The following is a 25146-nucleotide window of genomic DNA, read 5'->3' as shown; positions in this document are numbered from 1 at the left end:
CGTGGCGCTGGACTGCAAGTCGGTGTGGTCGGGGGCGCTGACCTCCACCTCGGTGCGGGTGGTCGCCGATACCGCCCCGCCCACCAACGGCTCCCTGCTGGTGGCCGACAACGAGGCCATGACGGGTGCGACGACGGTCGGCCCGGTCACCGCCACCATCAACGGCATCCTGGACTTCGCCGTGACCGGCCTGGACCCGGACACGCAGTACTGGTACGTCGTCGACGCGGGCGGCCTCAACAACTCGTACAAGGGCACGTTCCGTACCCACCCGGGCGCGGTCGGCGAGCCGCTGTCTTACATCTTCGGCGCGGCCGGAGACGCCGGCCTCGTCGGCGCCGGGGACGACTCGTACATCACCGACCAGGTCAGCAACAACCCGGTGTTCGACGTCATGCGCCAGCAGTGCGTCGACGAGTCCTGGACATGGTTCTCTCACCTCGGAGACCTGCACTACCGCAACTACAACGTCAACGACCCGGCGCTGTTCCGCGAGGCCTACGACGAGAACCACAACTTCAACCTCGGGTTCAACCCGGGCGCGCGGCAGGGGATGTTCCTGCGAGGGCAGGCCATCACCTACGTCTGGGACGACCACGACTTCGGCGGCAACGACAGCAACAGGACCGTCGCGAGCAACCCGGCCGCGAACCTGGTGTACCGCGAGTGCGTGCCGCACTACCCGCTTGCCGGGGGCAGCACCGGCATCTACCAGTCGTGGCAGGTCGGCCGCGTCCTGTACGTGGCCACCGACAGCCGCTCGTTCCGCGACCCCAACAGCGACCCTCAGGGGCCGGCCAAGACGCTGCTGGGCACGGCGCAGAAGCAGTGGTTCGAGAACCTGCTCCTCACGGCCCGCGACACCGGAGCCGAGGCCCTGGTGTGGCAGTCGTCGTCCAGGTGGATCGGCGGCACCGACACCTGGTCGTCGTTCGAGCACGAGCGCGCCGAGATGGTGCAGATGTTCGGCGACACCGGCTGGCTCGATCGCATGATCTTCATGACGGCCGACGAGCACGCCCTATCCCTCTGCTCTGGCCCGTACAACCCCTACGGGCACTTCCCGATGTTCATGTTCGCGTCGATGGACTCCAGCTACGGCACCAACAGCACGGAGATCTACGACGTCGGGCAGAACCAGGGGCGCCAGCAGTACGGCACGATGCGCGTCGCCGACAACGGGCACACCCTCTCGCTGACCGGCACCGGCTACATCAACGGCCAGGTGTGGAAGGCGTACACCAAGCATGTGCGCGTGGGCAGCAGCGTGCTGTCGCTCAACTACGCCGGTGGGCACATCCGCGACCCGTTCCGCCCCACCGTGGACACCGAGGCCATCGTCAACGACGTGACCGCGCAGAGGCAGGGGGGCGGTGAAGCCCGCTACACCCAGACGACGGGGCTGCGCGGTACCACGACGATCGGTTCGAAGCCGGGCAGTGTCACCGTGGAGGTCGCCTCCGATGACCAGCTCGGCAGCCAGGCATCGTGGCGCGTCCACGTAGGTACCAGCCCGGACGCCCGCATCCCCGAGGTGCACAGCGACCTCGCGAAGGCGGGGAACACCACCGGCCTCGCTGACCCAGTTGCCTCCGCCAGCCTCGGCAACAAGATGCTGATCACGAATCCGCCAAGCGATCTGCCGCCGGATGACGTGGAACTGATCGTTGAGGGGTACAGCGAGACGATCGGGGAGTACGAGTGGGCGTTCCAATCGAACGCCACCCCCGGCAAACTGTGGTCCGTCGCCCAGTTGGCGACCCCGCAGATCCTCGTCCAGGGCGACTTCGAGACCAGCCTCACGGGCTGGTCCGCGAACAACGGCAGCATCTCCCGCGTGGCTGCCCCCGGCATGTCGCCGTTCGGCGGGGCCTGGTCGGCGCAGATCACCCCGAACGGGTCCAGCGCGTCCGGCGGCATCAACGGACCGCTCACCGCGGCGGGCACGGTCATCCCGGGGGAGCAGTACATCGCCTCGTGCTGGGTGTACTCGCCGGGCGGCTGGTCGGACATCCAGGCCTGCGTGGACTGGCACAACGCCGCAGGCACGTTCCTGTCGTCCGGGCTCGGCTCCGGCACCGCCGTTCCCGCCGGGCAGTGGACGCTGCTCACGCAGACGCTCACCGCGCCCGCGAACGCCTCCCGGCTCGTGCCTCGGGCCCGCCACGGCGGCACCCCGGCGGCCGGGAACATCTGGCACGCCGACCAGATCACCGTGCGGGAAGCTCGGGCGACCGGCTACTCGGCCGGCCCGAACCGGCCCAACCGGCTCGACACGTCCGCGTGCCAGCTGGTGACCGCGGTGACCAGCAGCGGGACCAGCTTCACGGTGCACACGCCGCCAGACGGCATCTTCCCCCGTGCCCCGTGGATCATTTCGACGGGTCTGGCCAGCGCACCGAACCTGAAGCCCACCCAGTTCCCGTTCGACGTGCACCTCGGAGGGGAGGTGGCCCGGGTCACCGCGTGCGCGCCCGGCGCCTGGGACGACTTCGCCCGCACCACCTCCAACGGGTGGGGCACCTCGTCCTCGGGTGGGGTGTGGACGATCGCCAACGCTGCGGCGTCGGACTTCTCCACCAACGGCTCCGTCGGGCTGCACTCGCTCGGCTCGGTCAACTCCTCCCGGTACACGCACACACCGTCCCCGGCGGCCGACCTCGACCTGCGCATCGACGTCGCCACCAGCGTCCTCGCCACGGGCGGCAGCCACTATCTGCACCTGCTCGCCCGGTACCTGGACGTCAGCAACATGTACGCGGCGCGGCTGGCGTTCACCACCACGCAGACGCTGCAACTGGTCATCCAAAAGCGCGTGGCCGGCGCCCAGACGGACCTGGTGACGGTCACCGTGCCCGGCGTGCACGCGGCGGCCACGTTCTACACGGTCCGCTTCCAGCTGGCCGGAACAACGCTGCGGGCAAAAGCCTGGCGCGTGGGTCAGGCCGAGCCCGAGAAGTGGCAGGCGATCGTCACGGACACGTCCCTGACAGCGGCCGGCTCGGTTGGGGTGCGTTCAGTGCTGGACGGCGCGAACACCAACCCGCTGCCGGTGGTCTTCTCCTACGACAACTTCGAGATCACCAACCCGCAGCGCATGACCGTGACGCGCAGCATCAACGCAGTCGCCAAGCCGCAGGCCGCGGGCACTGCGCTGTCGCTCGCCCAGCCCGCCCCCGTCGCCCTGTAGGAGGCCTTGCGTGTCCATCCCCCAGTGGTTCGCCGGGCAGGTGATGACGGCGGACGGCATGAACGCCCGGCACCCGAGGCTGATCATCCAGCAGAACGACCAGACCGTGAACAACTCGACGACGCTGGTCAACTCGGAGATCACGTTCACGCCGGAGCCGAACGCCCTCTTCGCCTACGAGCTGTTCATCTCCTACAGCGCGGTCGACGGCGGCGACTTCAAGTGGGCATGGAACGCTCCGGGCGCCCCGCTCGCCTCGTTCACGGCCGGATATGCCGCGACCGCAGCGACGACCAGCGCCGACACCGGATCGCTGATCATCTTCAGGCGGCCGGGCAACACCACAGCCCGCATCGCTGGCGGCACCGACACGACGTCGCCGCCCGGCCGTTTCCACTCGGCCTACGACCGTGGCACGTTCACCACGGACGGCACGGGCAGCTCGGTCACGATGCAGTTCGCGCAGAACACGGCCCATGCGAGCGACACGATCCTTCGTGGCGGCAACCAGACGCGCTTGTTGTACTGGCGCATCGGCTGATCCTCGTCCCACCCCTCACGCCCCGCGCCCATACGGCTCGGGGCCTTCTTCATGCCCCGGAGGGCCCATGCAGCTCGTCACCCGTAAGCAACTGGGCTGGCCCGCCTCGGCAGCCCCCACCCAGGCCTCGGCCAGGGGCGTCAAGGTCCACTACACCGGCAGCGCGGTCTCCACGGCCCTGCTGAAGGACCACCAGCGGTGCATCGACTTGTGGCGGGACATCCGCGTCGCTCACCTCGCGAACGTCGCCGAGGGCTACTCGGACGTGGCGTACAACTACGCGGCCTGCGTGCACGGCTACGTTCTCGAGGGCCGCGGTGTCGGCCGCCGTACGGGCGCGAACGGCAGCCAGCCGTTGAACAAGGCGCACTACGCCGTCCTCGGCCTGATTGGCAGCTCGGGGCTCACGGAGCCGACCGACGAGCTCCTCGGCGCGATCCGGGACGCGATCGAGCACCTCCAGGAGCACGGTGCGGGCAAGGAGATCAAGGGCCACAAGGACGGCTACGCGACCTCGTGCCCGGGCGGCCCGCTGTACGCGTGGGTGCAGCAGGGGGCGCCCTGGCCGGGCGGCACCAAGCCGACCACGTCGACGCCTTCGCGGCCGGTTGTGGACCTCTCGAAGCTCATTGCCGCGCGGAGGGCCGACCCGCCCAAGTCCGGTACGCCTGTCTCGTATTCCGGTGTGAAGACCGTGGAGGCCGCGCTCGTCGCCGAGGGCCTCCTCTCCAAGAGCCTGGCGGACGGCCACTTCGGCACCGCCACTGTCACGGCGTACGCGGCGTGGCAGCGCCGTTGTGGCTGGTCCGGCGACGACGCCGACGGCACGCCCGGCATCGCATCCCTCACCAAGCTCGGCAAGCGCCGCGGCTTCGACGTCAAGGAGTAACCACCATGGCTGCACGCGTAGAGAAGAAGGTCACCGCGGCGACCGCCGGCACGTTCGTGGGCAGCACCGCGCTGCTCGGCGGCCTGGAGGCCGTGCGCGACAACGCCGAGCTGGTCAGCTGGATGCATCCGGGCCTGGCTCCGTTCGTCCTCGCTCTGGTCCCCACGGCGATCACGTTCGTGTCCGGCTGGGTCACCAAGCACACCCCGCGCGGCCTGTCGTAGGGAGCCACCTTGGACGCCACCACCATCGGCGCGATTCTCGCGCTCGCTGGGGTCCTGTCCGGCAGCGTGGTGGCGTACCTCGGCAAGCGGGGAGAGCTCGCGACCACCCGCATGAACTCGGAGATTGATCAGATTCAGGAGGAGCGCGACGGGCTGCGCGCGCAGCTGGCCGCGCGCGACGCCAGGGTCGGCGAGCTGCTCAAGCAGCAGGGCGACGACTACGTGACGATCGCCCGCCTCCGTGCCCAAGTCATCACCCTGGGAGGCGATCCACTGTGACCCGTGCTGAACGGGCGCTCGCCGGGCGCTGGCGGTGGATCGCCGTCTTTTGCTGGCTGCTGGCCCTGTCCGGTGTGGCCGTCGTCGGCTGGACTTGGTACAGCCAGCTGGCCGACGAGGCAGACCGTCGCGGCTCGGCCGTGAGCGTCCTGGCCTCCGACGTCCGTGTCCTGCGCGAGCAGGTCAAGGCGGCCGGGGAGACGCCAAAGGTGCCCGACCCGAGCCAGGCCGTCGAGGACCTCGACGACCGCACCCGGGTCCCCGTCCCCATCCCCGGAGCCCGAGGAGCCCAGGGCGAGCAGGGGGAACCGGGAGAACCAGGGGCGTCCGGCTCGCCCGGCGAGAACGGGACCGACGGCACCCCGGGCAAAGACGGGGCGCCCGGCACGCCTGGCACGGCCGGATCGCCGGGCACTCAGGGCGAGCCTGGTATCCCGGGCACCCAGGGCGAGCGCGGCGAACAGGGCGTCCAGGGCGAGCGCGGCGAGCAAGGGGAGCAGGGACCGCCCGGACCCGACTGCCCTGACGGCTACAGCCTCCAGGCGCCAAGCTGGGACCCCGACGCCTTGGTCTGCCGACGAGATGGAGCACCGGATCCGGAGCCGACCGGCGGCGGACTGCTTTCCGCGGGCCTTGACCCGAACCGCCGCCAGTACCCATGAACAAACGCCCCCTCTCGCCTTCGGGCGGGAGGGGGCCTTTCGTCATGCCCTGATGCGAGCAACTCGGCCAACCCGCACAGCAATCCGCGAAATTTCGAGCAATCAGCGCCAGCACTCACGCCATGCCGAGCACACTGAGTACCCCAACCGCCACGAAAGGTTGAGATCATGGCACTTGAGTTCCTCGGCAGCAGCAACACCTCACAGGGCGGCGGCTGCCCGTCCTTCTACCGCGACACCGAGACGGGCGACATTATCGTCCAGGGCATCTCGCTCACCGACCCCGACAAGCGCGCCCAGCTCCTCAAGGTCAAGCCCGGCGAGGACGCCGTCGTCGTGCCGGCCGTCTTGTTCGCGCTCCACGCCGAGAAGGTGGCCGGTGCCTGAGCTGGTCAGCGGCGAAGCATTCCTCCGTCTCTTCCGGGAGGCCGAGCACACCGCGTACCGGCTGGAGGTTCGCACGTCGTACGGCATCCCCGAGGAGGACGAGCCGTACGGCCGTTTCCTCGCGGGCGATGACCCCGGCCTCGACTGGTTCGAGCCCTGGTTGGACCTGATGCGCGAAGAGACGAGCAAGGGCAAGCGGGTGGAGCGGGTTCGCGTCATCGACGAACCGCCTTCGGACTACCTGCGGTTCGAGCTGTGGGGCACGCCGTACAACCTGGCCGTAGGCGAGGACATTCGCTATCTCACGAGGCCTCAGGCCAGCGCCCTTGGCCTGCCCGCGTACGACTACTGGCTCTTTGACAGCCGGGCTGTGGCCCGGCTCCAGTTCGGCGAGCACGACCGCTTCCTCGGCGTCCTGCTCTCCGACGAGCCGGCGGACGTCTTGCGGCACGTGCAGTGGCAGGGCGCGGCATGGCACCATGCGATCACCTTCGAGGACTACCAGAAGGAGCACGCGCCTCCCCAGTGAGCGACTATCAGGCGGCCCGGATCGCACTCGGCGCGCGGCTGCGGGAGCTGCGCGCCGAGGCCGGTCTGAACGGTAAGCAGCTCGCCGAGGGTCTCGGCTGGCCGCCGTCGAAGGTGTCGAAGCTGGAGAACGCCAAGCAGAGCCCGACGGCCGAGGACCTGCGCGTCCTGGTCGGCGTCCTCGGCACTCCCGAGGCCCTCACGGAGTTGATGGGCCGGCTGCGCACGCTGGAGACCCACTACGCCGCGTGGCGGCGACAGCTTGCCGCGGGTGTACGCGCACGCCAGGAGGCGTGGCAGGCCACGGAGGGCACCGCTGGAACGGTCCGCAACTTCGAGTCCGCCTGCATCCCCGGGCTGCTCCAGACCGCGGAGTACGCCCGGCACATGTTCGAGCGCACCACTGCCCTGCACCGGACGCCCCCCGACATCGAGGCTGGGGTCAACGCGCGGATGCAGCGCCAGCAGGCCCTCTACGCGCCAGGCCGGGACTTTCGGTTTCTGGTCTGGGAGTCCGCCCTGCATATGGTCCTGTGCCCCCGTGAGGTGATGGCCGGCCAGCTGGACCGCCTGTCCGGAGTGTTCGGCATGACCACTGTGGAGCTCGGCATCGTGCCCCTGGGGGCGGATATGACGGTGGTCCCCACTCACGGCTTCTGGCTGTTCGACGACCAGTTGGTCATGGTGGAGACGATCGGTGCCGAGCTGCGCGTCACGGACAGGGCCGAGATCGACCTGTACCGGACGGTGTGGGAAGAGCTGGAGCGGGTGGCCGTCACCGGGCCTCAGGCGCATCGTCTGATCGCCCGGGCGAGGGCCACTCTTGAGCTGATGTGAGCAACCTCGGGAACCGCTCGCCTACGCGTGAGAAATCCCGAGAAATCGCGCCGCATTGCGGCAACCCCGTTGCCTACGGTCCTGGTCATGGCCCTATCGAAGTTCGCCCAGCGGTACGAGGCCGGGGACGCGTGGCTCGCCGACTGCTCCGCGCACCCGGACCTCGTCCGTGCGGCGTGGGCCAAGGAGACACTGGCTCCGATCGCCTCGGGCGAACGCTGGCTGGTTGCTGAGGCACGCCTCGCGACCGCCTATCTGCTGATCGGCCGCATCCGCGATGAGCACCGGGGCCCCATCCTCGCCGACCCCGAAGCCGACAAGCTCTGGTGGCTGATCCCGCCTGACGCAGCCGAGGAGCTCGCCGACGTGCGCCAGCTGGCGGTGCAGCCCGCGGGCTGGACCCTGCTCTGCCCGCCAACGCGCTGGCTGGTCGGGGGCCGGATGTGGATCACGTATCCCGACGGTTCCGGGCAGCTCACCGATCCAGCCGTACTCGCCGCCGCGTTCGGCCCCGGTGGGTACCGACTCCACACGGAGGCAACACCATGACGACGACTACGGCCGCGCCCGAGACAGATGAGGCCAAAACCGAGACGCTCGGCGAGCTGCTGATCGCATCATCCACGTTCGACCGGGGTCGTGCGGCCGCTCAGGCCCTGGCAGAGGAGGAGACAATCCTCGCCTTGGACAGCGTGCGCCGCCTGCTCGTCATAGAGGGCGACGACGGTCCGGTGTGCCGCTGGGAAGGCCTGATGGGCCGTCTGTACGGGCTCGGCCTGGACGACGCGCAGCGGGCGTTCCTTGGCCTGGTGCTGGGCATGGTGGGCATCGGCCTGCACACCCTGTCGGCGGTGGAGGAGCTGGACGAGCGCCGTCTCCTCATCCTGATGCGGGCGATGCCGGTCCTTGCGGGCAACGACAGGGTCGCGGTCGGCACGCGCCTGTAGAGCCTCGGCGCCGGGACGGCAAAAGGCCGGCGCCGAGACGGCGGTCGCCTCCGTCACCCCCGGCGGGGGCGGCCGCTCAGCGTACGAGGTCGGCGAGCGTGACATCCAGAGCGTGCGCGAGCAGCACAAGGTCCCGGAGGTCAGGGGTGCTGACGGCGTTCTCCCACCGGCTGATGGTCTTGTGGTCACGGCCGATGCGGTCGCCGAGCTGTATCTGAGTGAGGTCGGCTTGTCGGCGCGCTTCGCGGATCTGCACCCCAATGGCCCGTTGGCGGGTGAGGACCCAGGGGGGCGGGGGGTTGTCTGGCACCCGACCACGCTGAATTGATCATGATGGGAAGTCTTTACCTGGCTGGGTAAATTTGGCGATCATGGGCATGCGGTAGATATATGCGCTCACGCGCTCTTGGGCGCCCGCCCCGTCGACGGACCGGAAACCGTCGGCGGGGCGGGCTTTTTCTCGGCAGAGTCGCGCAGGCATATGCCGAGTTGCTAGAAAACGTGTTCGAATCCGGCTAGCGTCTACACACGTCGGCCCCGGTCGGCGGAGGACCGGAAACCTCCGTCGGCCGGGGCCGTGTCGTGCTCGCTGAGGGCCCTGCTCGAACCTGCCGCCGTCTCACACATATCTCACAGAGCCTGTGTGAGGCGGCGGCCAAATCAACTCTGAACTGGACGTTTGCCGTCCCGCATGGACCTCGTGGACACCATGGACGCCACGTAAGCTAGGGAGCATGGCCTACGAGATTCCGGTGACGCAAGCCAGGGCTGAGCTCGCCGAACTGATCAATCGCGTGGTGTACGGCGGTGAGCGCGTCGTCGTGACGCGTCACGGCAAGCCCCTCGTCGCCCTCGTCTCCGCTGCTGACCTCGAGCGACTCGACGCCCTGGACGCGCCGGTCGAGGAGCAGGTGATCAGCGCGGTCTCCGGCGTCCGCGGGGTCGCTTCCGCTCCCCGCGAACGGCAGCGGTTCGGCATCGCGGCCGAGCATCGGGGGCCGACCCCCTCGTAGAGCCGGCTCCCGGTTCCTTCGAAACAGGCCGAAACGACAGGACCGTGCACCCCCGTCCGCTACAGCGGGGGTGCACGGTCGGTTCGGTGTGGCCGGACGGTCAGCCGACGGTGGCCAGTTCCCGCTCGGGTGCGGGCTCGGCGGTCGTCGTACGTGCCTTGAGGGCGCTCCCCAGCAGTACGGCGCCCAGGCCCAGCGCGGCCCACCAGGTCAGCGTCAGGGCGGGGCCGGTCGCCGCGGCGCCGTCGAAGAACGACACCGAGCGCAGCAGGCTCGCGCCCGCGCCCGGCGGCAGCCACTGACCGATCGTGCCGACCGGCTCGGGCAGCATCTGCGGAGCCGAGGACGCCCCGGAGAACGGGTTGCCGAGGAACATCACCACGAACGACACGATGCCGATGCCCGCGGCGCCGATCAGTGCGGCGAGTCCCGCGACGGCGGCGCTCACGGCGAGCGTCGAAAGGGCGAGCACCCCCGCCTCCGCCCACCAGCCGCCGGTGAGGACCCCCAGCCAGCTGTGCGCGAGGGCGGCCGCGGTCATGCCGATCAGAGCGGCGGCGCCGACCAGGGCGCTCACGGCGTGGATGCCGCGCAGCCCGAGCAGGGTCACCGCCGCGCCGGCCGCCATGCCGGCAAGGGCGAGCGGCAGGACGCTCGCGCTGAAGGCCGCGCCGCGCGGGTCCGTCTCGGATGCGGACACCACGTCGACCGTCCTGACCTCGGTGCCCTCGGCGGCGGCCTGGTGGGTCACCGCCTGCTGGAGCAGCTGGGCGACCGTCGGGCTCGCGGCCGAGGCGGTCAGCAGCTCGGGCCCCTGGGGTGTGACGACGACGGCGCCGTATACGGTCCGGTCCTCGATGGCCTCCCGGGCTGCGGCCTCGTCGGCGTAGCGGTGGATCTCGAACGCGCCGTCCTGCTGTGCAAGCTGCCGCTCCACCTGGGCCGTGGCGGCGGTCGGCCCGGCCACGCCGAGCGGCAGATCGCGCGGAGCGGTGCGGGCGGCCGGCCAGGCGAAGGCCCACAGGGCGAGCGCGGCGAGCACGGGGACGAGGACGACGACCGCGATCAGGCGCCGGGGTGCGGCGTTCCCGGGCGGTGCGGCGGAGGGGGTGGACATGGGGTCTCCCTCTGAGGGTCTCGAGGCGTGGGCGCTAAAAAGAAGGATCGTTCGTTTTACTTCTGCTCCCACCGTCCTGCCGATGTCGGTCCTTGTCAAGAAGGAATGTTCGTTTTACTTTGTGGACCATGGCCCGCGTATCCCAGGAACACCTCGACGCCCGCCGCCGGCAGATCCTCGACGGCGCCGCGCGTCTCTTCGCGCGCAACGGCTTCCATGCCACGTCGATGCAGGACGTGCTGAAGGAGGTCGACCTCTCGGCCGGGGCGGTGTACCGCTACTTCAGCGGCAAGGACGAGCTGATCGCCGCGATCGTGAAGGAGGTGCTCGGCGAGATCCGCGCGGCCTTCGCCGACGTCACCCGGCAGAGCCCGCCTCCGCCGCCGGACATCCTGGTCGGCCTGGTCATGGGACGGACGCTGCGCGTGTGGTCGTCCCTGAACGCCGAGGGCGAGCCGCTCTTCCCGCGGCTGATCATGCAGGTGTGGGCCGAGACCGTGCGCAACGAGGAACTGGCGGTCGTCCTGACCGACGTCTACACCGAGCTGCGCGACAGCTGGGTGCTGGCCGTCGAGGCGTACCAGGACGCCTCGATGATGCGGTCGGACATCCCCGCGGACCATGTGGCACGCACGATGATCGCCACCGTGCAGGGGTTCGTCGCCCAGCAGGCCCTGTTCGGGGCGGCGCCGGTGGAGGTCCTGCAGAACGGTCTGCGCGGGCTGATGAGCATGTCGGCCCCACCGTCGGACGGCTGAGAGATCACAGCTCGGTTAACTTGCTTGAAATGCGGTCCAACTAGCCTGCCGATCGACGCCACCAGGGACTTTGCCCGGATGGCTGCGGCAACCGGACCCCGCACGGTCCGGAGCGAGGACTGTGAGGTGGGACGTGCAACTGACCCCGCACGAGCAAGAGAGGCTGCTGATCCATGTGGCGGCCGACGTCGCCGAGAAGCGCCGGGCCCGGGGCCTCAAGCTGAACCACCCCGAGGCGGTCGCCCTCATCACGTCGCACATCCTCGAGGGCGCCCGGGACGGCCGCACGGTCGCCGAGCTCATGTCCTCCGGGCGCAAGCTGCTCACCCGGGACGACGTCATGGAGGGCATCCCCGAGATGATCCACGACGTCCAGGTCGAGGCGACCTTCCCGGACGGCACCAAGCTCGTCACCGTCCACGACCCGATCGTCTGACGGGGGGCCCGCCGTGATTCCCGGAGAGATCCTTTTCGCCGAGGACCCGATCGTCTACAACGAGGGCCGTGAGGTCACCCGGCTGACCGTCCTCAACGCCGCCGACCGGCCCGTCCAGGTCGGCTCCCACTACCACTTCGCCGAGGCCAACCCCGGTCTTGACTTCGACCGCGCCGCCGCGCGCGGCAAGCGGCTCAACGTCGCCGCCGGCACCGCCGTGCGCTTCGAGCCCGGGATCCCCGTCGACGTCGAACTCGTCCCGCTCACCGGTGCCCGTGTGGTGCCCGGGCTGCGCGGGGAGACCGGAGGTGCCCTCGATGCCTGAGATCTCCCGTGCCGCGTACGCCGACCTGTTCGGCCCGACCACCGGTGACCGCATCCGGCTCGCCGACACCGATCTGCTGGTCGAGATCGAGGAGGATCGTTCCGGCGGTCCCGGACTCGCCGGTGACGAGGCCGTGTTCGGCGGCGGCAAGGTCATCCGCGAGTCCATGGGCCAGTCGCGAGCCACGCGCGCGGAGGGCACCCCCGACACAGTGATCACGGGCGTCGTGATCATCGACCACTGGGGCATCGTCAAGGCCGACGTCGGCATCCGCGACGGCCGTATCACCGGCATCGGCAAGGCGGGCAACCCCGACACGATGGACGGGGTGCACCCGGATCTCGTCATCGGCCCCGAGACCGAGATCATCGCCGGCAACGGGCGGATCCTGACGGCAGGCGCCATCGACGCGCACGTCCACTTCATCTGCCCGCAGATCGCCGACGAGGCGCTCGCCTCGGGCACCACCACCCTCATCGGCGGCGGCACCGGACCCGCCGAGGGCTCCAAGGCGACCACCGTCACGCCCGGCCCCTGGCATCTCGCGCGGATGCTGGAGGCGATGGAGGGCCACCCCGTCAACTTCGGCCTGCTGGGCAAGGGCAACACCGTCTCCCACGAGGCGATGCTGTCCCAGATCCGCGGCGGCGCGCTCGGCCTCAAGCTGCACGAGGACTGGGGCTCCACCCCCGCCGTCATCGACGCCTCGCTCACCGTCGCCGACCAGACCGGCATCCAGGTCGCGATCCACACGGACACGCTGAACGAAGCCGGCTTCGTCGGTGACACGCTCGCCGCGATCGCCGGCCGGGGCATCCACGCCTACCACACCGAGGGCGCGGGCGGCGGGCACGCGCCGGACATCATGACCGTCGTCTCCGAGCCGCACGTACTGCCCAGCTCGACCAACCCGACCCGGCCGTTCACCGTCAACACCGCCGAGGAACACCTCGACATGCTGATGGTGTGTCACCACCTCAACGCGGCCGTGCCCGAGGACCTCGCCTTCGCCGAGTCGCGGATCCGGCCGTCGACCATCGGGGCGGAGGACATACTGCACGACCTGGGCGCGATCTCGATCATCTCGTCCGACTCGCAGGCCATGGGACGCGTCGGCGAGGTCATCATGCGGACCTGGCAGACCGCCCATGTGATGAAGGGACGGCGCGGTGCGCTGCCCGGGGACGGGCGGGCCGACAACCTGCGGGTGCGGCGGTACGTGTCCAAGTACACGATCAACCCCGCACTCGCGCAGGGTCTCGGCGCCGAGATCGGCTCCGTGGAGACCGGCAAGCTCGCCGACCTGGTGCTGTGGGAGCCGGCGTTCTTCGGCGTCAAGCCGCACCTCGTCATCAAGGGCGGGCAGATCGCGTACGCGCAGATGGGCGACGCCAACGCGTCCATCCCGACGCCGCAGCCGATCCTGCCCCGGCCGATGTTCGGTGCGATCGGGCGGGCACCGGCCTCGAACTCGGTCAACTTCGTGGCGCCGCTCGCCATCGAGGACGGACTGCCGGAGCGGCTCCAGCTCGGGAAGCGGTTCGTGGCCATCGAGTCGACGCGCGGGGTCACCAAGGCCGACATGCGTCAGAACGACGCGCGGCCCGACGTGCGGGTCGATCCCGACAGCTTCGCCGTGCACATCGACGGCGAGCTGGTGGAGGCCACGCCCGCGGCCGAACTGCCCATGGCCCAGCGGTACTTCCTGTTCTGATGGCTGGGCTCTGATTCTGATGGCTGGTGTCTGATGTCGCGGGCAGCACTTCTCGTCCTCGCCGACGGCCGATTTCCCGCCGGGGGCCATGCGCACTCCGGTGGTGCGGAGGCGGCCGTCAAGGCGGGGCGGATCACCGGGGCCGCGAGCCTGGACCACTTCTGCCGGGGGCGGTTGCACACGGCGGGGCTGGTCGCGGCCTCCCTCGCCGGGGCGGCCGCGCTCGGGGTCGATGTCGTGGCCCTGGACGAGGCCGCCGATGCCCGTACGCCGTCACCCGCGTTGCGTACGGCCGCGCGCAAGCTCGGGCGTCAGCTGATGAGGGCGGCTCGGGCGACCTGGCCCTCCGAGGAACTCGACGCCGTGGCGCGGGAGTTCCCCAAGGGGGCGCACCAGCCGGTGGTGCTCGGGCTGGCGGCTCGGGCGGCCGGGCTGGGGGCGGTTGATGCCGCGTACTGTGCGGCGTACGAGAGTGTGAGCGGGGCGGCGAGTGCGACGGTGCGGTTGCTGAGTCTCGATCCCTTTGACGCTACGGCTGTGCTGGCGCGGTTGGCGCCGGAGATGGACCGGGTTGCGGATCGGGCGGTGGAGGCGGCTCGGCGGGTGGTCGACGACGGGGTCGATGCGCTGCCTGCGGCTTCTGCTCCGTTGCTGGAGATCGGGGCGGAGGTGCATGCGGCTTGGGGTGTGCGGCTGTTCGCGTCCTGAGGGTTTTCGCCCCCGCCGCCCCTACCCGTCCCATCCCCAGGGGCTCTGCCCCTTCGACCCCGCTGGGGCTGCCGCCCCAGACCCCGCTCCGGCCCTGAAGGGGCCTTGTCCTCAAACGCCGGACGGGCTGAGATGCGCGGACCGGCGTCACACGCCGAGGCCCCATATTTGCCGGTCCATCGATGAAAAGGAGCCGCCCATGCACCTCGACCACTCCCACGACGGTCCCGCCGCCGTCAGCGCCGACGCTCACCGTCCCGACGGCTCGCGCCGCGCCCTGCGTATCGGTCTCGGTGGGCCCGTCGGGTCCGGTAAGACCGCCACCGTTGCCGCGCTCTGCCGGGCGTTGCGGGACGAGTTGTCCCTCGCCGTCGTCACGAACGACATCTATACGCGTGAGGACGCCGAGTTCCTGCTGCGGGAGGCCGTGCTGCCGCCCGAGCGGATCACGGCCGTGGAGACGGGGGCCTGTCCGCACACCGCGATCCGGGACGACATCTCCGCGAACCTCGAAGCCGTCGAGGATCTGGAGGACGAGGTCGGGCCCCTCGATCTCATCCTGGTCGAGTCCGGCGGGGACAACCTCACCGCCACCTTCTCCAAGGGGCTCGTCGATGCGCAGGTCTTCGTCATCGATGTCGCCGGTGGGGACGACATTCCGCGCAAGGGCGGTCCGGGTGTGACGACCGCCGATCTGCTCGTCGTCAACAAGACCGACCTCGCGCCGTACGTCGGCTCCGACCTGGCGCGGATGGCCGCGGACGCCAAGGCCCAGCGGGCCGAGCTGCCGGTGGTGTTCCAGTCGCTCAGGAGCGAGCCCGGCGTGCAGGACGTCGCCGACTGGGTGCGGGCCCAGCTCGCCGCGTGGGCGGCATGACGACGGTGGCCGGTGGGGTACGGGCCGTCGCGCGGATCGTGGCCCGGGACGACGGGCGGGGCGGCGCCTCCCTGCCCGTGCTCGACAGCGAGGGGCCGCTGGCGCTCAGGCGGACCCGGGGGAGCGGTGCGCAGGCGCGGGTCATGCTTGTCGGCGCGATGAGCGGGCCCCTCGGCGGCGACCACTTCACCGTCGAGGCCGACGTGGAGCCCGGTGCCCGGCTGCGCGTCGGTTCGGCTGCCGCCACCATCGCGCTGCCGGGGCAGAGCAAGGGCGGGGCCCGTTACGACGTACGGCTCCGCGTCGCCGACGGCGGTGAACTGCACTGGCTGCCCGAGCAGTTGATCTCCGCCCGGGGCAGCGATCTGCACGTCACCACCCGCGTCGACGTCGGTGCGACGGGACGGCTCGTGCTGCGTGAGGAGCAGGTGCTCGGGCGGGTGGGGGAGGAGTCCGGGCGGCTGAGCAGCCGGATCCGGGTGGGTGTCGCGGGGCGGGTGGTTCTTGATCAGGAGCTTGCCTGTGGGCCCGGTGCGCCGGGTGGCTGGGACGGCCCCGCCGGGCTCGGCGGGTATCGCGCGGTCGGGCAACTCGTCGTCGTACGGCCCGAGTTCGCGGCTGCTCCGGTGATGGCCCGGCTGCTCGGGGACAACGCCGCCGTCATGCCCCTCGCCGGGCCCGCCGCCCTGGTGAGCGCCGTGGCGGCGGACGCGCTGCGGCTGCGTGAGGTGCTCGACGAGGCGCTCGCCGCCGTCGGCTGAGTCCCCCCCGCGAGGGCGGGTCAGCTTATGGGCAGCCGCGGGAACTTGCGCTCCTTCTCCGCCTTGGCCTTGGCCTTGGCGGCGGCTTCCTGCTCGGCCTTGGCCACGGCCGCGTACTGGTCGACGTACTCCTGCTCGGACAGGGACAGGATCGCGTACATGATCTCGTCGGTCACCGCGCGCAGGATCGCCTTCTCGTTCTCCATGCCGTCGTAGCGGGAGAAGTCGAGGGGCTCGCCGAAGCGGATCGTCACCGGGTGGATGTTCGGGATGACCTTGCCCGGCGGCTGTGCCTCGAACGTGCCGATCATCGCGCAGGGGATGACCGGGACCCGGGCCTTGAGGGCCATCACCGCGACGCCGACCTTGCCCTTGTAGAGGCGGCCGTCGTGCGAGCGGGTGCCCTCGGGGTAGATGCCGAGGAGCTCGTCCTTGCTGAGGACGCCGAGGCCTTCGCGGATCGCGGCCTGGCCCGCCTCCTTGCCGGTGCGGTCGACCGGGATCTGGCCGGCGCTGCGGAAGAAGGCCGCGGTCAGGCGTCCCTTGACGCCGGGGCCCGTGAAGTACTCCTTCTTCGCGAGGAAGGTGATGCGCCGTTTGAGCATCGCCGGCATCAGGAAGTGGTCGGAGAACGACAGGTGGTTGCCGGCGACGATGGCCGCGCCCGTGGCCGGTACGTGCTCAAGACCCTCTATTCGGGGCCGGAAGACCAGTCTCAGGAGAGGTCCCAACAGTACGTATTTCAGTACGTAGTAGAACAAAGGGGGCGCTCCTCACTCGGGGGGATCAGCTCGGGCCGCCGCGTTCTGGCAGGTCAACCAGCGTGCCGTGGGGCTGCCAGTGTAGGGGCAGGGTTGACGGGCCGGAACCGGGTCGGGTCGGACGGATGCCGACCAATGGCGAATCCTGACCGGATGTCAGGAAGTGGCCGGGTGGCGGCGCTTGCGGATGGGGAGGACCGCCGGACCAGCCTGGTGGCACGGGTCGGCGCGCGGCAACCGGGTGGGCCCGGTTTGGCGTGATCACGGCCACCGGGTGGCAGGCGGCCCGTCCTTGCGGGGCGCCGTCGCGCCTGCTCGTCCACCGTGGCCGCACGCATCACAGCCGCACGATGATCAGCGCCGTGTCGTCGGTGGAGCCGCCGGGCGGCAGCAGCTCCAGCAGGACGGCGTCGGCGAGTCTCTCGGGGTCTGCCGTGCGATGGCGGACGAGGGAGTCGGCGAGCCGGGACAGGCCGGTGTCGATGTCCTCGCGGCGGCGCTCGATCAGGCCGTCCGTGTACAGCGCGAGGGTGGCTCCGTCGGCGTACGTCGTCACGGCCTGTGGTCTGGAGATCGGCTCGGGGCGGGCGTCCAGGGGTGTGTCGGTGGCCTTGTCGAGGAACTCCACCCGGCCGTCCGGGTGGACCAGCACCGGCGGCGGATGGCCCGCGCTGCTGTAGGTGACGGTGCGGGCGTCGAAGTCGATGAACGTGGTGACCGCGGTGGCCGATTCCGCGCCGTCGACCACATGGGCGTACCGCCCGAGGACGTCGAGCGCCTGGGCCGGGCCGTCGGCCACGCGGGAGGAGGCGCTGAGCGCGCTGCGCAGTTGGCCCATGACGCCGGCCGCCGCGAGGCCGTGGCCGACCACGTCGCCCACCGACACGCCGATACGGTTGCCGCCCACCAGGTCGACCAGGTCGTACCAGTCGCCGCAGACGTTCAGCGCGCCGACCGCGGGCCGGTAGCGCACCGCCGCCCGGTGGTTGCCCACCTGCCGCCGGGCGGGCAACATCGCCTCCTGCAACGCCAGCGCGACCTCGCGCTCGCGGGCGTGGGCCTGCCGCAGCCGGTCGTTGACCTCCTGCAGCTCGCGGGCTCGCGTGTACAGCTCGGCCTCCAGCACCCGCGCCCGGCTGTCACCGCCCGCGCCGCCGCGCAGCCGGATCAGCTCGGTGACCTCCTCCACCCGGTGCAGAACGAACTCCACCTGCCCGTCGGGGCCGTGCACGGGCGCGTTGATCGGGCTCCAGTAACGCTCCTCCCACTGGCCGGGGAGCATGGGGTCCTCGACGTCGTAGCGCTGCAACGCCATCGTGTCGCGCTCGCCGGTGGCCACCACGCGGAGCATCGACGCCCGGACGTCGCTCATGCCGGTCGCGGCCGGGTCGTTGGGGTTGTCGGGGAAGACATCGAAGATGTACCGGCCCACCAACTGCTCCCGGGTGCGCCCGGACAGACGCTGGAAGTCCTCGTTGGCGTCGGCGTAGATCAGCTCCGGGGTCAGCAGCGCCACCATTCCGGGCAGGGCCTGGAACACCATCTCGTAGTCGATCGACGTCTCATCCATGGCTCCCGCCTCACCACCGGGACCTGACCAGTTTCCCACGCCGTACGGCGTATGTACCGATGTACTACATCTGAGAGGATTCGGCAGGTCAGGGTGGTGGTTCCGTCAGCGACTGCTCGGCCCAGATGATCTTCCCCTCGGGGACGAAGCGCGTACCCCACTGCTGGGTGAACTGGGAGACCAGCAGCAGCCCGCGCCCACCCTCGTCCGTGGTGCGCGGATGGCGCAGATGGGGGGCGGTGGCACCGCCGTCGTACACCTCGCAGAACAGCGCTCGCTCCCTGATCAGACGCAGCCGGATGGGTCCGGCGGCATACCGGATGGCGTTGGTGACCAGCTCGCTGACGACCAGTTCCGTCGTGAACGCCAGCTCCTCCAGGCCCCACTCCGTCAGCTGCCGGGCGGCCGTCTTGCGGGCGTCGGCGACGGCGGCCGGGTCCGCGGGCAGGTCCCAGTCGGCGACCTGCTCGGCGCCCAGGAGGCGGGTGCGGGCCATCAGCAGGGCCACATCGTCGAACGGCCGGTCCGGGACCAGCGCGTCGACCACGGTCCGGCACTGCTCGTCGAGCGAGGCCGCGCCCCGCTCCAGGGCCTGCCGCAGCCGGGCCCGGTCGGCGTCCACGGCCCACGCGTCCCCGCCGGCCAGCAGCCCGTCGGTGTGCAGGGCGAGCGTGCTGCCCGCCGCCAGGGCCAGCTCCACCGACTCGAAGGGGGGACCGCCGACGCCGAGCGGCGGGCCCAGCGGCAGGTCCACGAAGGTGACGGAGCCGTCGGGCATGACCACGGCGGGCGCCGGATGGCCCGCGGCCGCCATCGTGCACGTCCCGTCGACGGGGTCGTAGACGACGTACACGCACCCGGCGCCCACGGACTGCGTGCCGTCGGCTTCCTCCCCGCGCGGCTCCCCGCCCGGCTCGACGCCCTCCTCGCGGGCCGACCGAGCGACCAGGTCGTCGAGATGGGCCAGCACCTCGTCGGGCGGCAGCTCCAGCGCGGCGAGCGTCCGTACGGCTGTCCGCAGCCGCCCCATCGCCGCGGCGGCCCCGATGCCGTGCCCGGGCACCTCGCCCACCACCAGGGCGACGCGGGCGCCCGACAGCGGGATGACGTCGTACCAGTCGCCGCCGAGGCCGGTCAGCTCGTCGGCCGGCCGGTAGCAGGCGGCCACCTCCACCGCGTCCTGCTCGGGCAGCCGGTGCGGCAGCAAACTGCGTTGCAGGACCAGGGCGGCGTCGCGCTCACGGGTGTAGCGGCGGGCGTTGTCGACACAGACGGCGGCGCGGGAGACGAGGTCCTCCGCCAGGTTCAGGTCGTCCTCCTCGAAAGGCTCCTGGCGGTGGCGCCGGAAGAAGGTGGTGATGCCCAGGGTGACGCCCCGTGCCCGGATCGGCACGATCATCACGCTGTGCAGGCCCAGTTCGAGGAAGATGGCGGCCGGGCCGCCGCGCGAGTGCTTGGCCCAGGCCTCGCCGAGCGGATCGAGCTTCTCCTCGCGCCAGGACCTGCCCGTCCGCAGACAGCGGATCGGCGGCGACTCCGCCGGATAGGCGGCCACCTGGCCGATGTCGACGACGGTCACCGGCACGCTCCCGTTGACCGACTGGTGTCCCGCCCGGCGGAGCGGCACCGGTTCGGTGTCGCCCAGCGGCCCGGGCGCGGGCTCGCCGCCCCGCAGCACCGACTCCAGCAGATCCACCGTGACGATGTCGGCGAGTCCCGGTACGGCCACGTCCGCCAGCTCCTGGGCGGTGCGCGTGATGTCGAGGGTGCGGCCGATGCGCTCGCCGGCCCGGTCGAGCAGGGCAAGACGCTGCCGGGCGCGGTGCCGCTCGGAGATGTCCTCCACCGTGTAGTACACGCCGGTGGGGTGGCCGTGGCCGTCGTCGAGCCGGGTGAACGACATCATGTGCGCGGTCTCGCGCAGCGGGGCGGAGCGTGCGTGGCCGACGTGCTCGTAGCCGACGATCGGGTCGCCGGTCGTCAGGACCTGGCGCATCTGTGCCTCGATGGACTGGGAGTCCAGGCCGGGCTGGATGTCCGCGAGCCGCATACCGAGCCGGTGGGGCGGCGGGCCGCCGCCGAACTGGGCGAGGGCCGGGTTCGACCAGACGTAGCGCAGTTCCGTGTCGACGATCGCTATGCCGACGGGGGAGCGGGCGACCATCTGCATCAGGGTGCCCCGGCTCATGTCCCAGCCGTGCGCGTCGCCGAGCTCGGACAGAAGCACCAGCCAGCGCGAGGGGCCCTCGGCGTCGGGGGCCGACGTGATCCGCACCATCAGCCTGACGGGCGCGCCGTCCCTGTGCAGCGCGGTGAGCAGCCCCGCCCAGCCGCCCTCGTCACGGCACCGCTCGATCAGCCCCGGGATCCGCTCGGCGTCCTCGGCACAGAACAGCTCGCCGACGTGCTTTCCCACCGCCTCGGAGGCCGCGTACGCCAGCAGCCGCTGCGCGTCCCTGGTCCACCCCGTCACCAGACCCTGCGCGTCGAGCAGCAGAGGCGCGGCGTCCGCCACGTCGAACCCCTGCCTGGCAACGCCCTGCTCCTCGTGTGTGCCCACGGCCGACCTCTCTGTCGCTGAGAGCGGTCTACCACCTCTTGTCCCCATCTTCACCCTTCCGGTCAACGTCGCCTCTTCGCGGGGGCCGGGCGGGGGCGGCGGGGGGGGAAACGCCGACAGCCCGGCCCCGATGGTGCGGGAGCCGGGCTGCCGGGTTGCTCGGAGATACGGGAGCCGGACTGCAGGCTCGACCAGGTGCCCTTACGTCAGGACCCTCGCCAGTGCCCCCAGCGCCCCCTCCAACTCCTCCGACGTGATCGTCAGCGGTGGGGCCAGCCGGATGGTGGAGCCGTGGGTGTCCTTGACGAGGACTCCCTCGCGCAGCAGGCGTTGGCTGATCTCGCGGCCCGTGCCGACCTCCGGGTCGATGTCCACGCCCGCCCACAGCCCCCGCGCGCGGAAGCCGACGACGCCCTTGCCGAGCAGGGCCGACAGGCCGCCCCGCAGGACCACGCCCAGCTCGGCGGCGCGGCGCTGGAACTCGCCGGTCTCCAGGATCTCGACCACCGCCGTGCCGACCGCGGCGGACAGCGGGTTGCCGCCGAAGGTCGATCCGTGCTCGCCCGGCCGCAGGACGCCGAGTACGTCGCGGCGGGCCACCACCGCCGACACCGGGACGATGCCGCCGCCCAGCGCCTTGCCGAGGAGCAGTACGTCCGGGACGACCCCCTCGTGCTGGACGGCGAGCGTACGGCCCGTGCGGCCGAGGCCCGACTGGATCTCGTCCGCGACGAACAGACAGCCCTTGCGGCGGGTCAGTTCGCGGACCCCGGCCAGATAGCCGTCGTCAGGGATGACGACCCCGGCCTCGCCCTGGATCGGCTCCAGCAGCACCGCCGCCGTCGTCTCGTCGACCGCCGCCTCCAGGGCCGCCAGGTCGTTGTACGGCACTATCCGGAACCCCGGAGTGAAAGGACCGAAGCCCTGCCGCGCGGTCTCGTCCGTCGAGAAGCTGACGATCGTCGTCGTACGGCCGTGGAAGTTCTCCGCGGCGACCACGATCGTCGCTTGGTCCGCCGGGACGCCCTTCACCTCGTACGCCCACTTGCGGGCCACCTTGATGCCGCTCTCCACGGCCTCGGCGCCCGTGTTCATCGGCAGCACCATGTCGAGGCCCGTCAACGCCGCCAGCCGCTCCGCGAACTCGGCGAGGCGGTCGTTGTGGAACGCGCGGGAGGTCAGGGTGAGGCGGTCCAGCTGGCGGTGCGCCGCCTCGATCAGCGCCGGGTGGCGGTGGCCGAAGTTCAGCGCCGAGTACCCGGCCAGCAGGTCCAGGTAGCGGCGGCCCTCCACGTCCTCCACCCAGGTGCCCTCGGCACGGGCGACGACCACGGGCAGCGGGTGGTAGTTGTGCGCGACGACCGGCTCCTCGGCGCGGATCAGGTCGGCGGACGAGCGGGTGGTGACGGGAGCGGTCATCAGCGGATCTCCTGGGTGCAGCACTTGATGCCGCCGCCGGCCTTGCGGAATTCCGACAGGTCGACGGGGACGGGGACATAGCCGCGGTCGGCGAGGGCGGAGGCGAGGGCCTCGGCCTGGGGCGCGATGAAGACGTTGCTTCCGTCGGACACGGAGTTGAGCCCGAACGCCAGCGCGTCCTCGCGGGTCGCGAGCACCGCGTCCGGGTACAGCCGCCCGAGCACCTCACGGCTGCCCGGCGAGAACGCCTCCGGGTAGTACGAGATGTTGTCGTCGTCGAGGACGAACAGCGCCGTGTCCAGGTGGTAGAAGCGCGGGTCCACCAGCGTCAGGCTGATCACCGGGTGGCCGAAGAACTCCTGCACCTCGCGATGCGCCTCGCGGGTCGTGCGGAACCCGGTGCCGGCCAGGACGTACCGGCCCGTCCAGACCAGATCGCCCTCACCCTCGCACACGGACTCGGGGCGGTACACGTCGTAGCCCGCCGTCTTGAACCAGGTGTCGTAGTGCGTGGACTCGGGGCGCCGCTCCGGCGCGTGGAAGAGGGAGCCGAAGACCCGGCCGTCCACGACGACCGCCGAGTTCGCGGCGAAGACCATGTCGGGCAGCCCGGGGGCGGGCTGCACGATGTCGACGGTGTGACCGTGGGCCCGGTACGTGCTGATCAGCGCCTGCCACTGCGCCTGGGCCAGGTCGACGTCGACGGGTGCGTCGGGACGCATCCAGGGGTTGATCGCGTACTGCACGGCGAAGTGTCTGGGTTCGCAGACGAGATACCGCCGCCGGCGCGGCACACGGGTGTCGGACACAGAGGGGTTCCTCCGCTTCCTGCGAGTGTCGACTGAGGGTTGACACAAAGGTAGGAAGCGGCGAATACGACCGACAAGGAATTAATATTGCGCGTCTACGCAGGAATGCTGCGAGTTTTTCCGACCGGACGCAGCTTTGCTGCGCGCCGCGAGGTTTACTCCGGCGCGGGCTGGCTCGCGCCCGCCTCGGGGCTCTCCGGGAGCAGATGGGACAGCACCATCACGCTGATCGTCTTCCGGATGAACGGCTCGATCCGGATCCGCTCCAGCACCTCCTCGAAGTGATCCACGTCCCGTGCCCGCACATGCAGCAGCGCGTCCGCGCCCCCGGTCACCGTCATCGCCGCGGTGATCTCCGGATGGTTGCGGACCACTTCCGCCAGCCGCCGCGGGGGAGCCGCGCCCTCGCAGTACACCTCGACGTATGCCTCCGTGCGCCAGCCCAGCGCCGACGGCTGGACGGTGGCCGTGAATCCGGTGATCACGCCCGTGTCCCGCAGCCGGTCCACGCGCCGCTTGACCGCCGTCGAGGACAGCCCGACGGCCGTACCGATCTCGGCGAAGCTCGTCCTGGCGTTCGCCATCAGGGCGGTGATGATCTTCCGGTCGAGCTCGTCGAACGGCGGGGTGCTGCTCTCCATGGCGGCACTGTATCCAGCGGGAACGCGCAGACGTCCGCACGTGTGCAGGCGTACGAATTGCTCCTACACTCCGGGTTCATGCTGCGCGCCCTGGCTGTCGACGACGAACGCCCTTCGCTGGAGGAGCTCCTCTACCTCCTCAACGCCGATCCCCGGATCGGCACCGCGGAGGGCGCCGGCGACGCGACCGAGGCGCTGCGCCGGATCAACCGCGCCCTGGAGTCGGGGCCGGGCGGGCCCGAGGCGATCGACGTCGTCTTCCTCGACATCCACATGCCCGGCCTGGACGGCCTGGACCTGGCCCGGCTGCTCACCGGCTTCGCCGACCCGCCGCTCGTCGTGTTCGTCACCGCCCACGAGGACTTCGCCGTCCAGGCCTTCGACCTCAAGGCCGTCGACTACGTCCTCAAGCCCGTGCGCAAGGAGCGCCTGGCGGAGGCCGTCCGCCGGGCCGCCGAGCTCAGGGACACCGCCGCCCCCCGCATACCCGTGAGCGAGCCCGACCCCGACCACATATCCGTCGAGCTCGGCGGAGTGACCCGCTTCGTCTCCGTCGACGACATCACCCATGTCGAGGCCCAGGGCGACTACGCCCGCCTGCACACCGACCGGGGCAGCCACCTCATCCGCATCCCCCTGTCGACCCTGGAGGAGCGCTGGCGCTCCCGCGGCTTCGTCCGCATCCACCGCCGCCATCTCGTCGCCCTGCGCCACGTCGGCGAACTCCGCCTGGACGCGGGCACCGTCAGCGTCATGGTCGGCTCCGAGGAACTCCAGGTCAGCCGCCGACACACGCGCGAACTGCGGGACCTGCTGATGAGGAGGCCGTGACCATGCCCCAGAGCCCCGCCGACCGCCGCGTCGTCGTCACCGGCCCGCCCCGGCGGACCAGCCGCGTCTCCGGCTACTACCGCCCGCGCACCGAGATCGACGAGCAGACCACCCTCGGCCACACCTACGTCCGCTCCCTGATGCGCAGCCAACTCCGCGCCGGACTCACGGTGTTCGCCGTCCTCGGACTGCTCATCGGCCCCCTGCCGCTGCTGTTCGCGGCCATGCCGGACGCCCGTGGCCTGGAATGGCTGGTGCTCGGCTTCGGTCTCTACGCCCCCCTGGTCCTGCTGGCCCGCTGGTACGTGCGGCGCGCGGAACGCAACGAGCGGGACTTCGTGCGCCTCGTCGAAGACCGCTGA

The 25146-nt window shown here is 70.9% G+C and carries 29 protein-coding genes; 21 read left to right on the top strand and 8 right to left on the bottom strand.

Translation table 11 applies throughout. The annotated features are described in order from the left end of the window. Position 1 precedes the first annotated feature (1 nt). The 11 genes from BLU79_RS02995 to BLU79_RS02945 all read left to right on the top strand — a co-directional run bounded on the left by BLU79_RS02995 (position 2) and on the right by BLU79_RS02945 (position 8484). Complete coding sequence (locus tag BLU79_RS02995; RefSeq protein WP_093903971.1) at positions 2-3190, top strand: alkaline phosphatase D family protein; 3189 nt, start codon at positions 2-4, stop codon at positions 3188-3190. A gap of 10 nt (positions 3191-3200) precedes the next feature. Then, a complete protein-coding gene (locus tag BLU79_RS02990; RefSeq protein WP_093903970.1) occupies positions 3201-3731 on the top strand; it encodes a hypothetical protein in 531 nt (176 codons plus the stop codon). 67 nt (positions 3732-3798) lie between these two features. Further along, complete coding sequence (locus BLU79_RS02985) at positions 3799-4620, top strand: N-acetylmuramoyl-L-alanine amidase (RefSeq protein ID WP_093903969.1); 822 nt, start codon at positions 3799-3801, stop codon at positions 4618-4620. Between the two features lie 5 nt (positions 4621-4625). Continuing rightward, entirely contained in the window at positions 4626-4844 is a 219-nt protein-coding gene (locus BLU79_RS02980; protein ID WP_093903968.1) for a holin, read from the top strand. 9 nt (positions 4845-4853) lie between these two features. Next, positions 4854-5123: a Z-ring associated ZapG family protein gene (locus BLU79_RS02975; protein ID WP_093903967.1), complete on the top strand. Its 270-nt coding sequence runs from the start codon at positions 4854-4856 to the stop codon at positions 5121-5123. After that, the gene (locus BLU79_RS02970; protein ID WP_093903966.1) at positions 5120-5785 is read left to right on the top strand and encodes a collagen-like protein; all 666 of its coding nucleotides are present in this window, start codon (positions 5120-5122) and stop codon (positions 5783-5785) included. Before BLU79_RS02975 ends, BLU79_RS02970 begins: the two co-directional genes overlap by 4 nt. A 168-nt stretch (positions 5786-5953) precedes the next feature. Then, entirely contained in the window at positions 5954-6172 is a 219-nt protein-coding gene (locus BLU79_RS02965) for a hypothetical protein (RefSeq protein ID WP_093903965.1), read from the top strand. Next, positions 6165-6701, top strand: coding sequence for a DUF6879 family protein (locus BLU79_RS02960; RefSeq protein ID WP_093903964.1), 537 nt, complete (start codon positions 6165-6167; stop codon positions 6699-6701). The genes BLU79_RS02965 and BLU79_RS02960 overlap by 8 nt, the downstream gene beginning before the upstream one ends. Next, complete coding sequence (locus tag BLU79_RS02955) at positions 6698-7537, top strand: helix-turn-helix domain-containing protein (RefSeq protein WP_093903963.1); 840 nt, start codon at positions 6698-6700, stop codon at positions 7535-7537. Before BLU79_RS02960 ends, BLU79_RS02955 begins: the two co-directional genes overlap by 4 nt. 87 nt (positions 7538-7624) lie before the next feature. Beyond that, positions 7625-8086 carry a hypothetical protein gene (locus BLU79_RS02950; RefSeq protein ID WP_093903962.1) on the top strand — a complete coding sequence of 154 codons (462 nt, stop codon included), beginning with the start codon at positions 7625-7627 and terminating at the stop codon, positions 8084-8086. Continuing rightward, positions 8083-8484 carry a hypothetical protein gene (locus BLU79_RS02945; protein WP_093903961.1) on the top strand — a complete coding sequence of 134 codons (402 nt, stop codon included), beginning with the start codon at positions 8083-8085 and terminating at the stop codon, positions 8482-8484. The genes BLU79_RS02950 and BLU79_RS02945 overlap by 4 nt, the downstream gene beginning before the upstream one ends. Positions 8485-8560: 76 nt before the next feature. Here the strand turns inward: BLU79_RS02945 and BLU79_RS02940 are convergent, their stop codons facing one another. Next, positions 8561-8794 carry a helix-turn-helix domain-containing protein gene (locus tag BLU79_RS02940; protein WP_093903960.1) on the bottom strand — a complete coding sequence of 78 codons (234 nt, stop codon included), beginning with the start codon at positions 8792-8794 and terminating at the stop codon, positions 8561-8563. 424 nt (positions 8795-9218) lie between these two features. Between BLU79_RS02940 and BLU79_RS02935 the strand changes: the two genes are divergently transcribed. Further along, complete coding sequence (locus BLU79_RS02935) at positions 9219-9497, top strand: type II toxin-antitoxin system Phd/YefM family antitoxin (protein ID WP_093903959.1); 279 nt, start codon at positions 9219-9221, stop codon at positions 9495-9497. A 100-nt stretch (positions 9498-9597) separates the two neighbouring features. On the opposite strand, the gene BLU79_RS02930 is transcribed toward BLU79_RS02935, so the two are convergent. After that, the gene (locus tag BLU79_RS02930) at positions 9598-10614 is read right to left on the bottom strand and encodes an ABC transporter permease (protein WP_093903958.1); all 1017 of its coding nucleotides are present in this window, start codon (positions 10612-10614) and stop codon (positions 9598-9600) included. Positions 10615-10742: 128 nt separating this feature from the next. Here BLU79_RS02930 and BLU79_RS02925 point away from each other — a divergent pair, with 128 nt between their 5' ends. From BLU79_RS02925 to BLU79_RS02895, 7 genes are all read left to right on the top strand, one after another. Beyond that, positions 10743-11372 (top strand): TetR/AcrR family transcriptional regulator, encoded by a 630-nt coding sequence (locus tag BLU79_RS02925; RefSeq protein ID WP_093903957.1) that lies wholly within the window; start codon positions 10743-10745, stop codon positions 11370-11372. 133 nt (positions 11373-11505) lie between these two features. Next, positions 11506-11808: an urease subunit gamma gene (locus BLU79_RS02920; protein ID WP_010988499.1), complete on the top strand. Its 303-nt coding sequence runs from the start codon at positions 11506-11508 to the stop codon at positions 11806-11808. A gap of 13 nt (positions 11809-11821) precedes the next feature. Continuing rightward, positions 11822-12133 carry an urease subunit beta gene (locus tag BLU79_RS02915; protein WP_093903956.1) on the top strand — a complete coding sequence of 104 codons (312 nt, stop codon included), beginning with the start codon at positions 11822-11824 and terminating at the stop codon, positions 12131-12133. Further along, complete coding sequence (locus BLU79_RS02910) at positions 12126-13847, top strand: urease subunit alpha (RefSeq protein ID WP_093903955.1); 1722 nt, start codon at positions 12126-12128, stop codon at positions 13845-13847. The genes BLU79_RS02915 and BLU79_RS02910 overlap by 8 nt, the downstream gene beginning before the upstream one ends. Before the next feature lie 33 nt (positions 13848-13880). Continuing rightward, complete coding sequence (locus BLU79_RS02905) at positions 13881-14555, top strand: urease accessory protein UreF (RefSeq protein ID WP_093903954.1); 675 nt, start codon at positions 13881-13883, stop codon at positions 14553-14555. 199 nt (positions 14556-14754) lie between these two features. Beyond that, positions 14755-15432: an urease accessory protein UreG gene (ureG, locus tag BLU79_RS02900; RefSeq protein ID WP_093903953.1), complete on the top strand. Its 678-nt coding sequence runs from the start codon at positions 14755-14757 to the stop codon at positions 15430-15432. Further along, positions 15429-16193 carry an urease accessory protein UreD gene (locus tag BLU79_RS02895; protein ID WP_093904205.1) on the top strand — a complete coding sequence of 255 codons (765 nt, stop codon included), beginning with the start codon at positions 15429-15431 and terminating at the stop codon, positions 16191-16193. The genes ureG and BLU79_RS02895 overlap by 4 nt, the downstream gene beginning before the upstream one ends. 20 nt (positions 16194-16213) lie before the next feature. Here the strand turns inward: BLU79_RS02895 and BLU79_RS02890 are convergent, their stop codons facing one another. From BLU79_RS02890 to BLU79_RS02865, 6 genes are all read right to left on the bottom strand, one after another. After that, positions 16214-16954 carry a lysophospholipid acyltransferase family protein gene (locus BLU79_RS02890; RefSeq protein WP_093903952.1) on the bottom strand — a complete coding sequence of 247 codons (741 nt, stop codon included), beginning with the start codon at positions 16952-16954 and terminating at the stop codon, positions 16214-16216. A gap of 337 nt (positions 16955-17291) precedes the next feature. Further along, complete coding sequence (locus BLU79_RS02885) at positions 17292-18524, bottom strand: PP2C family protein-serine/threonine phosphatase (protein ID WP_093903951.1); 1233 nt, start codon at positions 18522-18524, stop codon at positions 17292-17294. Between the two features lie 88 nt (positions 18525-18612). Further along, entirely contained in the window at positions 18613-21084 is a 2472-nt protein-coding gene (locus tag BLU79_RS02880) for a SpoIIE family protein phosphatase (protein WP_093903950.1), read from the bottom strand. 201 nt (positions 21085-21285) lie between these two features. Continuing rightward, the gene (rocD, locus tag BLU79_RS02875; protein ID WP_093903949.1) at positions 21286-22503 is read right to left on the bottom strand and encodes an ornithine--oxo-acid transaminase; all 1218 of its coding nucleotides are present in this window, start codon (positions 22501-22503) and stop codon (positions 21286-21288) included. Next, positions 22503-23312: a dimethylargininase gene (gene ddaH, locus BLU79_RS02870; protein WP_093903948.1), complete on the bottom strand. Its 810-nt coding sequence runs from the start codon at positions 23310-23312 to the stop codon at positions 22503-22505. Before ddaH ends, rocD begins: the two co-directional genes overlap by 1 nt. Positions 23313-23467: 155 nt before the next feature. Next, positions 23468-23953, bottom strand: a complete 486-nt coding sequence (locus BLU79_RS02865; RefSeq protein ID WP_093903947.1) for an Lrp/AsnC family transcriptional regulator — start codon at positions 23951-23953, stop codon at positions 23468-23470. A gap of 78 nt (positions 23954-24031) precedes the next feature. On the opposite strand from BLU79_RS02865, the gene BLU79_RS02860 reads away from it, so the two are divergent. Beyond that, positions 24032-24784 carry a LytR/AlgR family response regulator transcription factor gene (locus BLU79_RS02860; protein ID WP_093903946.1) on the top strand — a complete coding sequence of 251 codons (753 nt, stop codon included), beginning with the start codon at positions 24032-24034 and terminating at the stop codon, positions 24782-24784. Positions 24785-24786: 2 nt separating this feature from the next. Continuing rightward, positions 24787-25146: a hypothetical protein gene (locus BLU79_RS02855; protein ID WP_093903945.1), complete on the top strand. Its 360-nt coding sequence runs from the start codon at positions 24787-24789 to the stop codon at positions 25144-25146.

This window comes from Streptomyces sp. cf386 (genome assembly GCF_900103585.1).
GTDB lineage: Bacteria > Actinomycetota > Actinomycetes > Streptomycetales > Streptomycetaceae > Streptomyces.
The sequence above is the reverse complement of the archived record's forward strand: the minus strand, read 5'-3'. Positions and strand labels throughout refer to the sequence as shown.

Bases quoted from the DNA above. Each gene is read 5' to 3' on its own strand.
- BLU79_RS02985 (WP_093903969.1), top strand. From the start codon at position 3,799: ATGCAGCTCGTCACCCGTAAGCAACTGGGCTGGCCCGCCTCGGCAGCC.
- BLU79_RS02950 (WP_093903962.1), top strand. From the start codon at position 7,625: ATGGCCCTATCGAAGTTCGCCCAGCGGTACGAGGCCGGGGACGCGTGG.
- rocD (WP_093903949.1), bottom strand. From the start codon at position 22,503: ATGACCGCTCCCGTCACCACCCGCTCGTCCGCCGACCTGATCCGCGCC.
- BLU79_RS02935 (WP_093903959.1), top strand. From the start codon at position 9,219: ATGGCCTACGAGATTCCGGTGACGCAAGCCAGGGCTGAGCTCGCCGAA.
- BLU79_RS02865 (WP_093903947.1), bottom strand. From the start codon at position 23,953: ATGGAGAGCAGCACCCCGCCGTTCGACGAGCTCGACCGGAAGATCATC.
- BLU79_RS02930 (WP_093903958.1), bottom strand. From the start codon at position 10,614: ATGTCCACCCCCTCCGCCGCACCGCCCGGGAACGCCGCACCCCGGCGC.
- ureG (WP_093903953.1), top strand. From the start codon at position 14,755: ATGCACCTCGACCACTCCCACGACGGTCCCGCCGCCGTCAGCGCCGAC.
- BLU79_RS02925 (WP_093903957.1), top strand. From the start codon at position 10,743: ATGGCCCGCGTATCCCAGGAACACCTCGACGCCCGCCGCCGGCAGATC.
- BLU79_RS02885 (WP_093903951.1), bottom strand. From the start codon at position 18,524: ATGGATGAGACGTCGATCGACTACGAGATGGTGTTCCAGGCCCTGCCC.
- BLU79_RS02905 (WP_093903954.1), top strand. From the start codon at position 13,881: ATGTCGCGGGCAGCACTTCTCGTCCTCGCCGACGGCCGATTTCCCGCC.
- BLU79_RS02945 (WP_093903961.1), top strand. From the start codon at position 8,083: ATGACGACGACTACGGCCGCGCCCGAGACAGATGAGGCCAAAACCGAG.
- BLU79_RS02895 (WP_093904205.1), top strand. From the start codon at position 15,429: ATGACGACGGTGGCCGGTGGGGTACGGGCCGTCGCGCGGATCGTGGCC.
- BLU79_RS02910 (WP_093903955.1), top strand. From the start codon at position 12,126: ATGCCTGAGATCTCCCGTGCCGCGTACGCCGACCTGTTCGGCCCGACC.
- BLU79_RS02965 (WP_093903965.1), top strand. From the start codon at position 5,954: ATGGCACTTGAGTTCCTCGGCAGCAGCAACACCTCACAGGGCGGCGGC.
- BLU79_RS02855 (WP_093903945.1), top strand. From the start codon at position 24,787: ATGCCCCAGAGCCCCGCCGACCGCCGCGTCGTCGTCACCGGCCCGCCC.
- BLU79_RS02980 (WP_093903968.1), top strand. From the start codon at position 4,626: ATGGCTGCACGCGTAGAGAAGAAGGTCACCGCGGCGACCGCCGGCACG.
- BLU79_RS02860 (WP_093903946.1), top strand. From the start codon at position 24,032: ATGCTGCGCGCCCTGGCTGTCGACGACGAACGCCCTTCGCTGGAGGAG.